Source organism: Cytophagia bacterium CHB2 (genome assembly GCA_030263535.1).
Taxonomy (GTDB): Bacteria; Zhuqueibacterota; Zhuqueibacteria; order Zhuqueibacterales; family Zhuqueibacteraceae; genus Coneutiohabitans.
Genome location: SZPB01000131.1, coordinates 1 through 15,306, shown reverse-complemented (window position 1 = coordinate 15,306; position 15,306 = coordinate 1). Strand labels below are relative to the sequence as shown.

The following is a 15,306-nucleotide window of genomic DNA, read 5'->3' as shown; positions in this document are numbered from 1 at the left end:
GGCCGTGGCCGCGGTGATCAAAGACCGGGCGATCAACATCGATCGGTTCAATCGCAATATCGCGCAAGACGGCTACATCCAGCGCAAGATCGACAATTATCACATTCGTTTCCGTGTGTCGGTGCTGCCCATCGTGGTTTCGGAATCGCAACGGCGTTATGAGAGTATCGTCATTCGCGTGCTCGATGATCGCAAGGTGATCACGGATTTGAATCTCTTGGGCTTGCAGGAACAGGCGGCGCGGGATTTCGACGCCGCGATTCGCCGGCCGCAAGGCGTGATCATCATCACCGGCCCCACCGGCAGCGGCAAGAGCACAACGCTGGTGGCGGCGTTGCACCGCATCATGGATCCGACCAAAAACGTAGTGACGGTGGAAGAGCCGGTGGAATATTTGATTCGCGGCGCGCGCCAGGTCAAGCTTGGCCCCAAATTGAATTTCGATCAAGCATTGCGCTCGATTTTGCGCCACGATCCGGATATCGTGATGGTTGGTGAAATGCGCGACTTGAAATCCGCTGAAATCGCCGTGAGTTTGGCGAACACCGGCCATATCACGTTTTCGACGCTGCACACCAACGATGCGCCCAGCGCGGTTTCGCGCTTGTACATGTTGGGCGTTGAGCCGTTCCTCATTGCCAATGCCATCAACCTGATTATGGCACAGCGCTTGGTACGTAAATTGTGCGAGCATTGCAAGCAGGCGACCAAGAACATTGACATGAACATGGCGCGTTTTGTCGGCTTTACCGAACATGAAATCCGTAACACGGTTTTTTATCAGCCGGTGGGTTGTGACAAGTGTTACCAGGGATTTCGCGGGCGTCAATGTATCACCGAAGCGTTGTTATTCACGCCGGAAATCCGGCAAATCATTTTGAAGAATGCCGAGAATATCGACGAGGATTTGATTCGTCAAGAATCCATTCGCGGCGGTATGTTGACGTTGCGCGCTTCCGGGCGTGAACGCATCAAATCGGGAACCACAACCATTGAAGAAGTGGTGGCGGCGACGGTGGAATAGGATATACACGTTACACCTTACACTTTACACTGTATAAAGTATAACGTGTAAGGTGTAAAATTCAAAATGCAAGGTTGTCTTTTTGTAGAAACGTGAATATAGGCCATGGGATATCGTGAACTTCTGTTGGTGCTGGTGAGCACGGTGCTGCTAACGCTGCTGATTACGCAAATCAACAGCAACAATGTCGAGGGCCGGGAAGCGTTGCAAGACTTGAGCGTCTATCAAACCGCCGCCTCGGTGGCCCAGCAATTTATCGAGGAAGCCAAATCGAAAAAGTTCGACGCCAACGTGGGCGTGATCGATCCAGACGACATGCCGGACGGGTTTACCTATTGGAACGGGCTGGGTAAAAACCCTTCGGAGAGTTATCCCGCCCTTAATGACGTTGATGATTATCATAACATGACCCGGACGATTTATGTCAGCGGCAACAACACCAATCTCACCGGCACCAGCGGCATTCCGTTTAATGTCAACATTCAGGTGCACTACGTGAGCGAGGCCAACCCGGATTCGACCGTCAACACGGAAACCTATCTCAAACGCATGACGGTGACGGTGACGAGTACCTGGCTGCCGAGCGGCACCAACGTTACGATGAAACACGTCTTCAGTTATTTTGGCGTGAATATGTGATTTCGGGCTTTGCCCGTGACAAGGACTTTAACGCATGGGATCCTGGCTTTCATTGGTTGCAAGTATCGTGATTGGCGGCATGGTGCTGGTCTCGTTTCAGCAGTTCAGCAGCGACGTCAGCAACGATGCACTTTTAGACACGATTGATCATATCGCCTATGGCGACATGGATGCCGTCGTGCAATTGATCGATAGCGATTTTTCCCGCATCGGTCTGGGCCTCAACGATCCGTCGCAAGCCGCGATTACGCTCGCGAACGCTTCGGAGGTGCGCTACAATCTCGACAGCGACGGCAACGGTGTGATCGAAACGATGCGGTATTATTTGAGCACCACCTCGGATCAAATCGCGAAAAGCACGCCGAACCCCAACGACAAGGCGCTCTATCGCGTGGTCAACGGCGGCACGCCGGAATGTATTTCAACCGGCTTGACCGAGTTTCGCATTCTGTATTATGACTCCACCGGCAACACTGCCGGCAGTTTGGCGAACATTCGCACCCTGGTGGTGAGTCTGACGGTCGAGGGCAATTACGGCGCTGACGATCAATATCCGAAATTCGTTTGGCTGGGCCGCTTTACGCCCCCGAGCTTGATCGCACAATAGTGCAGCGTTGAGGTGCAAAGGCAGAAGGAAAGTCAAGCTGAAACTCTTCATATGATCGTTTCAATTTTCGAGTTATAGGTAGAGGCAAACATGGGAAGAACTTTATTGATACTGCTTTCGGGCTTTGCCATGTCATTTGGCGTGCTCTCGCTCAGCAAAAATCAGCGCTTGGTTGACTCCACCAGCCGCGTGGTGGATAGCTTCACCAGATATTCCTCTAAAAATGCTGCAACGAGCGGCGCATACATGGCGCTCAACCGGCTTTACTTGGATTCCAGTTGGCGCGACGGCTACAGCAATCTCATGCTGGCCGGAAATGAGGTTAATGTGCAGATCGAAGACGCCAGCGATGATGCCAGCATCGGAGATTATCGCGTGCGCATCCGCGCAACCGGCGCCAACGGCGACACGGCGAGCACAACCGAAGTCGTGGCGTTTGACCGCCGCTTCGACAACTTTGCCGTCTGGTCCAAGGACACGGTCATCAGCACCGTCACCAAAGACTCGCTCGGCAATGTCAATTCGAATTTGACCATGCAAAAAGCGCCCTTCATGCCCAAGATCAACAAAACCGGTTTGATGAATGCAGCGGCGGCGCAGTTTCATGTGTATAACGAAGATGACGAATCGCATTTTCACCCGAGTGACACCTTCCCCAACGGCAGTTTCTATTATGCGTTTAATGTGCCCAACGTCGTCCGGGTCGCCGGCGATCTTCATGTTCGTGACGATCGCACGATTCACGGAATTTATATCGTCGAAGGTGATGTGTTGTTGAATGAGAATGCCACGGTAAACGGCGTGTTGTATCTGCCCAACGCTACTTCCCGAGTCTACAACCATGAAACCGCCGCGAGTCAGGTGACTGGCGGAATCGTGACCTGGGGCGAAGTGGACGGTGTGGGCTATCCGATCAACGTTCAGCACAAGCCGGAGTTTTGGCGCGCGTTTATCGATAATTATGCGCCGGACAACGCCCCCATTCGTGTGATTTCGTGGAAATAAAATGGCGGCTGTGACTGCGCAAAAGAACACCTTAACTCAAATTGGCTGAGTCATTACAGGGAAAATCGTGTTAGATCAACGTCTGCAGAATGCCAAAACCGTACTTGCCCGTTTGATCCCGCAAATTCCGTCGCGCGCCGAAGGCGCCGAGCAGATGGGAATCATCGGGCAACTACTGGATAGCCAGCCGGTTGAAATCCGCGAACAGCTCCGGCAGGCGGTAGAGTTTTTGATGATTAGCATGGAGAACAAGGACGCCTCCGACATGGATTTCGGCGCGGTGGGCAGCAGCGGTTTTGTTTGGTATCGCGTCTACGGCATCAAGCGGCCGTTTCATCCGGAAATGGGCGAATTCACCGCCGTTGAAACCAACATCATGCTGCTCAACTTGCTGACGCCGGTGGAACGCGAAGAGTTGTGGAAAAACCGGCAATTGGATTTTTCCTATCAGCTTGTCACGCCGCTGGGGCGCCGGCGTTTTCGTTCTTCGATTTATTGGGAGCTGAATCACCTGTCGCTGAGCATGCGCCGCATCAATCCCGAACTGCGGCCGTTTCAGGAACTGGCCTTCCACCGGCAGGTGGCGCGTTTGATGAATTTGGAGTATGAAAAGCGCGGCCTGATTTTGGTGACCGGCATCACCGGCTCCGGCAAGAGTGCGACGCTCGACACGATCATTGACGCGAACAATCGCACCTCGAACGGGCATATTTTGATCATCGGCGATCCGATCGAATTTATTCACGTGTCGCAAAAATGCGTGGTGCGCCACCGCGAGGTGGGCCGGGACGTGCATTCCTTTAAAGAAGGTTTGATTCAGGGGTTGCGCCAGGATCCGGACATCATCGTCATTAGCGAAATGCGCGATCCGGATACCATCGCCACGGTTTTGGAGGCGGCAGACAGCGGCCACAAAGTCATGGCGACGCTGCACACCTCATCTGCCGTGGAAAGCATCGATCGTATTTTGGGCGAATCGCCGCCGCCGGAACAGCCGCGCATTCGTGAGCGCCTGGCGAGCGTGTTGACCTGTGCGATCTCGCAAAAGCTGATTCGCAGTTTGGACGGCAAACGCGTGCTGGCCAAGGAGGTGATGGTGGCGAATGTTTCCGTGCGCGCCGCCATTCGCAACAATCATACGGAAGAAATTTATCAGATCATTCAGCAATGCGGCAATGAGGGCATGGTTACGATGGAGCAGGATTTGGCCCGTTTGTACAAAAGCCGGATCATTTCCTATGAAGAAGCCATCAACAATGCCAACAACAAGAAACGCTTTGAAGACCTGATCAAGTACGATCGCTAGCGGCGCTCCGGCTCTGCGCGAAGTCGTTGTTATCATCAATGGAGAGAACGCGACAGCCGGGAAGGTTGCTTGCATCGTCGATACCCCTTGCACATATGAATCGCTTCAACATCAAACACGCACTCGGTCTGGCCGTCAGCGGAACCGAGGTTCGCTTGGCGCATTTGACCAGCAACAAGGGTCAAATCCGGATTGAGGGATTAGAGCGAGCAAAATTGGCAACCACGCTGGAGCAGCAACCCGCCGACACGACGACTCCCCAAGAGGGGGGTGAGGTCGAGTCGAAAGACGCCTTCGGGTTGAAAGATGCGTTTGGCTTGAAAGACACGTTTGGCGAAAAGGAAACCAGCGACAGCGCTTACAAGCAGGATAGCGCCAATCTCGAAATTCTCTATCAGTTGCTGGGAAAATATACCACCCGAAAAGTCAAAATCGCTTTCAATCTGCCCTTGTCGATGGTGACGTATCAGCGCGAGGGCGCTGCGGGGGCGGACGCCGCAGAGGATAAGCCGATTAATCCCGAGGTCGGCGTCAAGCGTTTGCGTTCGCGTGACGGCTCGGAAATCATGCTCACGTATGAAAAGCGTCCGCCCACGATGATGCTTTTGCGTGAGGTGAACAGCTTCGTCAAAAATAATCTGTTTTTGGCGTTGATGGATACCACCGAGGTGGCGCTGGCCAATCTCGCCCGCACCGACGCCGAGCTGGAAGCCGACAGGATTACGGTTATTATCAATATTGAAGATGATTTCACGCGCCTGATTTTTTTGCAGGGCAAGGATCTGTTTCACGTCAGCTCCATCATTCACGAAGGCGTGTCTTCGCCGGAGAATTTGGAGGTGATTTACCGCAAGCTGCTTTACGAGCAGGACGAAGCGGAAATTCCAGAAATCTCTTCGATTTTATTGGCGGGCAAGAGCAGCCGCATCAATGCGCGCGATTTCTTCGCTTCTTATTTTGAAACGGCCACGGTTAGTTATCTCGCCTCCACCTCGCAGGCGTTGGGCAACCTCCCGGCCAATGAATTGCAGGGCCAGACGTTTTCCGAATTTGCCGTGCCGATCGCGCTGGCCTGGAAGCTGCTGGAGCCGAATCACCCTGCGTTTATTCCGTTGAATCTGCTGCCGCAAGATTTAATCGACCAGCAGCAGGTACTCAAGCTCAACTATTATGGTTATGCTCTGCTGGCGCTTACCGGTTTGGCGGCCTTCTTTTTCACCTGGCAAATCATTCAAACGCGCGGGCAAATCAGAGCTATCGAGTCGCAAAACGCGCAGTTGGAATTGCGCATCAAAAGCAATCAGTCCACCGTTGACCGTGTGCTTGATATTGAAAATGAAAGTAATCGTCTCAAGAAGCACATGGCGCTGGCTGACAGTTTGGGCCGCAAACACGATGCGTTGATTACCTTCTTGCAGAAATTGAACACCAGTGTTGGGCAAACGGGCAGCATCTGGGTGGATGAAATCGTCAAGCAGGCCGACGGCTTCACGGTGCGCGGTACCGCGATGAATCGCGCCAAAGTGCCGGTGCTGGCCGAGCTTTTGGAACGGGCAAATTTGCGCCGCATGACGCGCTCGGATTCTTCGCAATCAAAACTGTTTGCCTTCGAATTGGAACGCCGGGAGACCGGGGATAATGTTGAGTTTTCGCAGAACGGCATTCGCATTATTGACGCCAGTCAGCTTGCCGCCAACCGCAGCTTGGTTTTGACCACGGCGGGGACCCGCGGCGTGGAAACGCCGGCGCCAACCGAGATTGCTCAAGCGCCTGCTGTTGCGGTGCAATCCGAAATACCGTTGTCTGCTGCTGCAAAACCCAAAGCGTCGCAGCCGGCCGCAGTTCCCCCGGCCTCACGCACGGCCACGCTGAAACCGGTGGAAGGCACGCTGGGAAGCGCGTTGGCAAAAGCAGCCGCGGCAAAGGCGGCAAACCCGAAACCGGTTTTGGAGGAACGCAAGCTTGACTCGCAAAGCAAACGAATTGCAGAACGTCAAAGCAAAACTTTGCCGGCGCAGCCGGAACGCAAAAACAAGCCAGAGAGCGCTGCGTCAACACCTGCGAGAAGTGTTGTGCCGCAACGCGAAAAACAAGCCGTGGCAACGGCGCGTGCGCCCAACGGCGCTGCGAATCGTTCAAATACCACGCCGGTGGCAGCGCCGGTTGCTGCTGCCCCACCGGAAAACGAGTATCCGGACAAAGTCGAGGCCATGACCTGCCATACCAAAGAGTTGGCGGAATGGTATGCCTCGGGTTATCGCAAACGGGGCATTGAAGCCGTGGTTGCGCCTTATTACGACAAAAACCAGGGCATACAATGGTTTCGCGTGATGATAGGCAAGCAGAATTCCGCTCCCGCGACCCGGCGAGAGATGTCTGATACAAAGATGGTGCAAACCGGAGCAAGTGAAAATCGCGCGGGAAAGAATGTTGTCAATGAAGCCAGGCAAACTACAATAACCGCCAAGCCCGCCGTGTCCTCGCGCGCGGAAGACTTTGGCGATAAAGTCGAAGCGATCACCTGCCATACCAAAGAGCTGGCGGAATGGTATGCCGCGGGGTATCGCCGGCGCGGCATCGAAGCGATTGTGGTGCCGGTGTATGACAAGAATCAAGGGGTGGAAGTTTATCGTGTGATGGTGAGCAAACAAACGCCGCGCACCACGATACAGCGAGAATTGCCGCAGCCGAAGATGGCCATGGCTGCCGCCGGACAAGATGCGGAAGCAAAGGGGTATACCATCGAAGCCGTGACCAGCGAATTGCAACAGCCGCCGGAGCAGATCGCGACGACGTATCGCCGGCAAGGCATGGATGTCACGGTCGAGCCGTATCAGGACGCCGAATCGAGCCAATTGCGTTACCGTTTGCTGATTGGCACGTTTGCCACGCGGGAAGCGGCCGAGAAGAAAGCCGCGGAAATCGGCAATATGTTCATCAAGAGCTATCGGATTGTGATGTTAAAGTAGGAGGCTCGTCAGCGTTGTGTCTTCGTGCAGAGCCAGGACGGCTTTCACGAAGCGGTGCGCACGCGCGCGGCGCAGCTCGCGAGCAATCGTAGTCAACGTCTCAACGGTTCGTTCCTAAAGTCGTGAGCAACGACGGAGTCGATAAAGATGTATGCCAGACGCAACAGTATTACGCTGCTTTTTATTCTACTGCTCATCAGCACGGCGGGATTTTTTTGGCAGCGCCGCGAAGCGCAGGCTTTGGAGCTGGTGGCGGACAGGAATAAAGAGCTGAATTTGCAACTGCGCGGCGGGTTGGAAGTCGCGGAAACATTGGTGATTGCGCAAGCGGAACGCGATTCTCTGCAAGCGCAGTGGCAACGTTCGCCCAAGAAGCTGCTGAATGCCGAAGAACCGGCGTTTTCCTTGTCGTATATCAACTGGCTGATTCAAGTGCACAATCTCGATCTGGATTTTGATTTTTATTTGAACGACAAGAATCCCCAGGCCGAGTTTACGGCGTTTTCCTACACGCTGAACGGTGAAGGCAAGTATCGCGACATTTTTTCGCTGATCTGGTACATGACGCACAACCCTCTGCTCTATCAAATCAAAAGCGTCACATTCAATCGCAGCGAAAAAGATCTGCAGATGTTGAATTTCACCATCATGTTTGAAGGGTACTCCATGTCCAAAGATTGGGAGATCAGCAGCGAGCTGACCATGGCCTCTCCCGAGCTGAATTGGGTCACGGAGTTTAATCATGACGCCTTCAGCAGTCTGGTTCCGCTTGCGCCCAAACCTCAAGCGGTCAGCGCCACACCGGTTGCGGCGGGACCGCCGCCTCCACCGCCGGCGGATGAATCGCCTGATTTGCTGGATGCGGAGAAAGCGACGCTATTGGCCATCACCAACAACAAAGCCTATTTGCGCGCGCAAGACGGCAAGGTTTTCCCCTTGACGCTCGGCGGGCAAGTGCGGCGAGGCAAATTAACGCAAATCGATCAACGCAACAACCAGGTCGCATTCGAGCTGCGCACCGAAAGCGGCAGCAAGGTCATCCGGTTGAATATCGAATTCAATTAAATGTGAAACGCGAGACCCGATGAAGAAAATACTTACAATGCTGTTTGTTTTGGGTTGGGGCATGGCGGTGTGGGCGCAGGGCAATGACAGCGCGCCGCCCCAGCCGTATAGCGCGGATGAAATGATTTCCTTGAATCCTTCGGTGCCGATGAACACGGCCCTGGAGATTCTCGGGGGATTCTCGCGGAGGTATGAAAACCGCATCATTATCGACGGCAAGACGCACACCAAACCCATCGGCGTTTCGGTGGAAAACATGCATTGGAAGCGGGCGCTGGAGTACATCTTGCGCTCGAATATGATGCAATATCAGCAGCGCGATCAGTATTATGAAGTGATCGACATGCTGCCCTCGGCGGATCCGGTGCCGACGACGAGCGACATCAGCATTGCCACGCGCGAGATCGAGATCAATGCCATTTTTTTTCAGGCGGATTATGAAGCCTTGCATGAATTCGGCATTAACTGGAGCACCTTCAAGAACGGCACCGTGCAAATTCAAACCTTCAGCGCCGATCAGCTCGTGAAGGATGTGTTGCGCGTGTCTGCCGGCGGCACGATTCGCGGGCAGGTGAATGTCAATGCGCTCTTGCGCGCTTTTGAAAGCCGGAGCTTGGGCGAAATCATTGCGCGCCCCAAAATCCGGGTGATGGACGGCGAGCAGGGGAAAATCAAAGTTGGGAAAAATTTCTTCTTGACCTTGCAGGATTTTGCCGGCAACACGCGCTTCACGGAATATGAATCGGGCGTGATTCTCACGGTCACGCCGACGGTTATGGGCCGCCGGGATTCAACTTTCATCTATCTGACGCTGGTGGCCGAACGCAGCGATGTGCAGCCGGACGCCGTCGGTGTGACCAAGAACGTTACTGAAGGCCAAACGCATGTGTTGTTGCTGGACGGCGAGGAAACCGTGATGGCCGGCTTGCTCAGCCATGAAACCACCAAAGTGCGCGTCGGCATACCATTGTTGAAAGACATTCCCGTTTTAGGCTACCTCTTTGGATATAGCAGCAAACGTGTGCGCAAAAAAGAGCTGGTGATTTTGCTCGAAGCGAAAATCGTTCCCAGCTTGCTGGGACGTAAACTCAAACCCATCAATGTCCAGGACGAAGTGGGTCGTGAATGGCAGGAACTTAGGCGATCGGTACCTGACAATGATAAAATTCGCGGCACCCGAAAAAGCCAGGCACGCGAGCCCCGTCGCTCGCCGCAGTCGAATCGTCTCAAGTAAGATGCAAAAGGATCGAACATGTCGCTCTTCCACTTAGGCTCAAAATTGACGTGGGAACAGTATCTGCGGGTCTCTTCCTTTGTCAAAGATTTGAAAGGTAATATCCGCCAGAGCAGCAAGCAGGCGCCGGTGCCGGTGCCGGAACAAACCCGCGCGCTGGTGGCAAGCTCGTATGCCCTGGAGAAAAAATACGGCCCCAGCTATGATGCGGTGACGAACACGATCGAGTCTGATTTCGGCAAGATAGATGTCGCACTGAAAGCCAGCGGGGAAGCCATTCATGCGCTGCGCAACAGCTTCGATTATCACATGGCGCTGGTGGTGGAACAATTGCGGCTGCAGAGCCAGACCATGTTGAATCTGGAGAAGCGGCTGGACGCCATTCACGCGACGCTGGAAAATCCGGTGCTCACCCAGGCCAAGGAGTTTTATCGCATCGGCTGCGAGCGGCTGGTGAAAGGCCTGCTCGACAAGGCGCTCGAAGCCTTCCTGGAATCCGAGAAGAAAGACGATACCAATTTCATGACGCAATTGTTGATCGGCAAGCTCTATTTGTACGGCATCAACGAAGAGTGCAACCTGATCGATCTCGCCAAAGCCGAACGGCATTTGCGCGCTGCCGGCCGGTATGCCAAGGCTGAAATGAAACTGCTGCCCGAAGCCTCCCAGTTTGCCGGCGAGGCCCTGTTGCATGCAGCGATCTCGTGCTATGCGCAGGCCGACATGCAGGGCAAAAACGGCAACAAAATCGAGGCCGGCCGTTTGATTCAGGAATCCCTCAGCCTTTCAAAAATGGCCGGGCAGATCTATCCGCAGCTTTCTGAGAGCCATTATCATACCGCCAAGATGGCGGCGCTCATCGGCGACGGCAGAACGGCTGCCACGGTTTTGGAAAAGGCCATTTCGTTGAATGAAGAATACTGCCTCAAGGCCGAAGTCGATCCCTCGTTCCGCTATACCCGCAAGGAAATCACCGATCTGTTCAAGCAGTTGCGGCAGAAAAGTGGCGATGAGCTGGGCTACAAGTTGCAGAAGGTCGAGCGCATTCTGACAGACTGGGTTTACCTTTCAGAAGAAGCCAAAAATGCGGAAGCGGATATGCACCGCATTCTCAAGGAAGCCAAGTCCTGCATCTCGCGGCACACTTACTTTGACAATCGTGATGCCATGAGTTTGCTACAGCAAATCGAATTGATCTTTCAATCGCTGCTGGTGCACAAGCTGGGTTTGCACAAAATGTCGGCGCATTACGGCCGTGTCAATGTTATCGCCATCAGCCCGCATGGTAATCATTTGGCCAGCGGCGGCGCCGATCGCACGGTGCGGATTTGGCGCTTGAGCGACAACCAGCTTCTCTTCACCTTGCAAGGGCACACCGACGCCATCAGCGAGTTGACGTTCAGCCACAACGGCGCCATTCTAGCGAGCGTCGATCGTAAGGGAATGGTTAAGCTGTGGAATGTCGCGAAAGGACAATTGCTGCGGGAAATCGGCGAACCCGGTGTGCCGGTGCAATGCCTGGCGTTCAGCCCGAATGACAGTTTGCTGGCCATCGGCAGCAACAATCGCGACGCCACGCTGTGGCGTGTCAGCGACGGCCGTATGACGCAGCGCTTGAGCGGTCACAAGAGCAGTGTCGACACCGTGGTTTTCAACCATGACGGCACAATGCTGGCCACCGGCAGCCCGGATAATACAGCAATGTTGTGGGACGTGGAGCAGGGCACTTTGCGCAATCGCTTTTTGGGATGCTCCGGTTTAGCGCACAGCCTGGCGTTTAGCGTCAATGACAAGATTTTGATTACCGGCGCGAATGATGGCAGTGTTCGTTTTTACCAGGTCGAAGATGGCGCATTGCTGTACGCGCTTCCCGCCAAAACCGGCAACATAAGCTGGCTGGCGCTCAGCTCTTCCGGATCGATTCTGACAACGGTGAATTACGGCCAGTCGCTGCAGATCTGGGATGCGACCGACGGCAAATTGCTGCACAATCTTACACCGTTTTCACCGGGCATTACGGCTGTGCGCTTCAGTCCGGACGAAACCATTCTCGCGGCAACCGACTTTCAGGATCGCAGCATCAAGTTGTGGAATGTGCACGACGGCAAGCTGGCTCATGTGATTGCCGGCGATTTGACCACGAGCGCGTTTAGCCCGGACGGCACGATTCTCGTCACTGGAGATGAAACCGGCAGTCTCAGGTTTTGGGGCCGGATGATCACGCCGCGGCCCGCGGGTAAGATCACAAGCGGCGCCGCAGAGCAAGCGATCGAGTTTGATATTCGCGATTTGAATGAAGAACCACGGCCAATTCCGCGGCCCATTTCGCGCAAGCAGGCGCACGGCCGCAGCAGCAGTGCAGCGCCGTCGTACCAGGCGCAAGCCCGGAAAAAGCCCTACGAACGCTCCGTTTCGCCACGAGCGTTGGGAAGCGGCGTGACGCTGGAAAAGCCGTACGCCGTTCCCGAGAACGTCGTGGATGCAGCCCCTTTGAAGATCGAAACTGTTTATCAACAGCGCGATCTGTCGCAGCCAGAGGCCCAAGATAATGTGGTTGAGATGGATAATACTGCTGCACCGAGAAAAAGCTCGCGCGTGGTTGACAATATTCTCAAACAAATCGCGGGCGAGCTTTTGGGCGAGCAAATGCTTGACGAAGATGATCAAAAAATCGCCAATCCGTCGCCCGAACTTGGCGCGCCTGACGCTGCAATGGATAGGTCAGCACCACTCGAACAGGATCGCCAGGCGCGGCGCGAAAGTTCAGGGAGGTGTTTGGTTTGCGGCCGGCATTTGGGAGCAAGTGCAAAACTGTTGAAGCTGAAATATTGTCGCAAACACTATTTTAACCACGCCTAAAATATTGAAGATTTTCCAGGGCGTTGTCCTTCGTTTTTACATTTCGCCTTTTTGGAGCTATTTGTCTGTGCCGTAGAATTCGACTTGACGCTGTAGTACTAGGAGCGACAATCAAATAACTTTCTCAATCTCCAACCGCGAATAGACGCGAATCACTGCGAATTAAAAAGCATCAGCGGCCATTCGCGGTGATTAGCGGCTTAAAGAAAATGAGTAAGTTGTTCAAGGCGACTCCTATCAACAAAAAAGGCGCAATCAAACCCACATGAGTCATGTGTAGTTTGATTGCGCCTTCGACTTACAAGCCCAGGTCTTGTCCGACAAGGCCATCTCAAATGATTTGTAGATGGACGCCGCGCGACTTCAACGCAAAAAGCTCAGACTAACGACCCCATCCGAACGCTGCTCGTGCAATGCATTTGCTGAAATATACTTCACAGCCTGAAAGTTGCGGAAAAAATAGGCCACGGATTTTGTGATGTCAGTCAGACTTGACAATCGTGTTTGCGGCGTGTTCATGTGTCGCATTGAGCACCCTTTCCAGATTCAACCGCAACGCCGCCAGTTCTTTGGATTTGAATGAATTTTTGGTTTTTTCCAAAACTCGAACAGCCTCGGCGATTGCCTGCGCCAACTCAATCTGCCGCGGGCAATTGAGAAGTTGGCATACCTGTTGTTTTGGCCTGTTCTGTGCCAGCGCTTGTGTGAGATTTTTCAAGTCCGTCACGTTGGCAACGATATTACGAATGGCGTGATGTAAAAAGATGTCGATCTCGGCCAACGAGGTTTTGGGGGCCGTCAGGGTTTTCAAATTTCCCCAAGCATTCAACTCTTGCTGCGTGTGTTGCAGTTGGTTGCGCGCTTTCGTTAACAAGCGCGAGGCATGCGCGCGCATCACGGCTTCCCGCACCAATTGCAGCAAGTCTTCAAAGGGCGTGGGCTTCACCAAATAGCCGGCAACCGACAGCCGCGTGGACTTGATGGCTGTGTCGAGTGAAGGATAGCCCGTGACCAAGATGACCGGGATGCTCTCTGCAAGGGCCGATATCGACTCGACAAGTTCCAGCCCGTCATTGCCCGGCATTTTTATATCCGCGATCAGCAAGTCATACTCCTGGGCGGAGAGCAAGGCTTTGGCCCGATAAGCGTCTTCCGCACACTCGCAGAAATATCCCTCCTCGCGCAACAGGTCGGCGGTGACGGCGGCGAAACCGACTTCATCATCCGCAATCAAAATTCTACCCAACTCAGACATGTGTGTCTCCATTTGTTATTCTGCTGTGATGGCGGTACGGATGCTGTGTTGGCCGGCGCTTTCTGACGATTTAACGAAGCGACTCGTTGTCCGGAGGTTGCGCCAGCGGGATCACAATCGTGCAAATAGTTTCGTTGTTTCCGTTGCTCTGGAAGCCGATTTCACCGTTGAGAGCGTCGAGCAGGCTTTTGCAAATCGCCAGGCCTAAGCCCATGCCGCCGGTGGTGGAGGTGCTTTTGGTTGTGAAAAATGGTTCGAAAATGCGGGTTTTGATGTCCTCCGGTATGCCCTGACCTTGATCCGTTACCTCGACCCGCAAGTGTTCCGGCGCCACGGCGGCAGAGACGTGAACCCGGCCTCCGGCGGCGGAGGCTTCGATGGCATTGACGATTACGTTATAAAGAATTTGCCACAAAATGTCTTCGGGCAGGTTGACCGTGGCATGGGCGCGCTGCAAATCGTGCTCGAGGCGAATGTTGAATTCCTCGCCGCGCGGCTGCAGTAACGCCATGACATCGGCGATGGTTTGGCTGGGCCGAAAGATTTTGGGCGATTGGCGCTGCGGCCGATGGAGATCGAGCATTTGCCGGACGATGCGTGCGATGCGTGCAATTTCTTTTTCGATCAAGCCGACATATGCGAAATGGCGGTGGTCTTGCGGCACGGCACGGCCCACCAGCTTGGCGGCATTTTGAATGATGCCGAGCGGGTTATTGATCTCATGTGCAATGCGCGCCGCCATGCGCCCGCTCACAGCAAGCTTTTCCTGTTCGGCACGCTGCCGCTCCAATTCTTGAATGCGCGCAGTACGCTGGGCGATCAAGCCCTCCAAGTCTTCAGTATATTTTTGCAATTGTGCGTCCAGATTTTTGCGCGCGGTAATGTCCAAAGCCGTTCCCAATATCGCGGGCCGGCCTTCGAATTCGATCAGGCGGGCGGTGAAATCGATCCAACGTTTCGCGCCGTGTTTGGTGATCATTTGCAATTCGTAGTGTGTGGGCACGGCTTCGCCGCGCTCCAGCGCCAGGCCGCGTGTGCGCGCCTCCGGCTGGCGTTCCGGCGGCAACAGACCCCAGGGATCCCGCACCATCAGTTCCGCTTGCGTGTATCCTGTGATTTGTTGTGTCGCGGGGTTGACGTAACGCAGCCGGCCATCTTGGTAAATGAAAATTCCGGCTGTCGCCATTTCTGCCAGGGTGCGGAATTTCGTTTCACTTTCCTGCAATGCTAGCGTGCGCGCGATCACGCGCTGTTCCAATTCTTCATTGAGCCGGCGGATTTCGTGTTCCGCTTGCTTGCGCGGGGTGATGTCTTCACAAACGATCAGTACGACCCATGCGCTC

General features: G+C 54.3%; 11 protein-coding genes. 9 read left to right on the top strand and 2 right to left on the bottom strand.

Features of this window, described 5'->3' with window-relative positions:
- The 9 genes from FBQ85_14145 to FBQ85_14105 all read left to right on the top strand — a co-directional run.
- A partial coding sequence (locus FBQ85_14145) for a type II/IV secretion system protein (GenBank protein ID MDL1876296.1) occupies positions 1-1,024 on the top strand: 1,024 nt, incomplete at its 5' end.
- 105 nt (positions 1,025-1,129) lie between these two features.
- Complete coding sequence (locus FBQ85_14140) at positions 1,130-1,663, top strand: hypothetical protein (protein ID MDL1876295.1); 534 nt, start codon at positions 1,130-1,132, stop codon at positions 1,661-1,663.
- Between the two features lie 34 nt (positions 1,664-1,697).
- Positions 1,698-2,270, top strand: a complete 573-nt coding sequence (locus FBQ85_14135) for a hypothetical protein (GenBank protein MDL1876294.1) — start codon at positions 1,698-1,700, stop codon at positions 2,268-2,270.
- A 90-nt stretch (positions 2,271-2,360) separates the two neighbouring features.
- Positions 2,361-3,275 (top strand): hypothetical protein, encoded by a 915-nt coding sequence (locus FBQ85_14130; protein ID MDL1876293.1) that lies wholly within the window; start codon positions 2,361-2,363, stop codon positions 3,273-3,275.
- Positions 3,276-3,429: 154 nt separating this feature from the next.
- Complete coding sequence (locus FBQ85_14125; protein MDL1876292.1) at positions 3,430-4,581, top strand: twitching motility protein PilT; 1,152 nt, start codon at positions 3,430-3,432, stop codon at positions 4,579-4,581.
- Between the two features lie 95 nt (positions 4,582-4,676).
- Positions 4,677-7,550 (top strand): hypothetical protein, encoded by a 2,874-nt coding sequence (locus FBQ85_14120; protein MDL1876291.1) that lies wholly within the window; start codon positions 4,677-4,679, stop codon positions 7,548-7,550.
- Between the two features lie 147 nt (positions 7,551-7,697).
- On the top strand, positions 7,698-8,615 hold the full coding sequence (locus tag FBQ85_14115; GenBank protein ID MDL1876290.1) for a hypothetical protein: 918 nt from the start codon (positions 7,698-7,700) through the stop codon (positions 8,613-8,615).
- Positions 8,616-8,634: 19 nt separating this feature from the next.
- The gene (locus tag FBQ85_14110) at positions 8,635-9,849 is read left to right on the top strand and encodes a type II and III secretion system protein (GenBank protein MDL1876289.1); all 1,215 of its coding nucleotides are present in this window, start codon (positions 8,635-8,637) and stop codon (positions 9,847-9,849) included.
- Between the two features lie 18 nt (positions 9,850-9,867).
- Complete coding sequence (locus FBQ85_14105; GenBank protein MDL1876288.1) at positions 9,868-12,708, top strand: WD40 repeat domain-containing protein; 2,841 nt, start codon at positions 9,868-9,870, stop codon at positions 12,706-12,708.
- Positions 12,709-13,189: 481 nt separating this feature from the next.
- Here the strand turns inward: FBQ85_14105 and FBQ85_14100 are convergent, their stop codons facing one another.
- Positions 13,190-13,975: a response regulator gene (locus tag FBQ85_14100; protein MDL1876287.1), complete on the bottom strand. Its 786-nt coding sequence runs from the start codon at positions 13,973-13,975 to the stop codon at positions 13,190-13,192.
- A 58-nt stretch (positions 13,976-14,033) separates the two neighbouring features.
- Positions 14,034-15,306 (bottom strand): PAS domain S-box protein (locus tag FBQ85_14095; protein MDL1876286.1); only part of this gene is annotated, 1,273 nt, incomplete at its 5' end.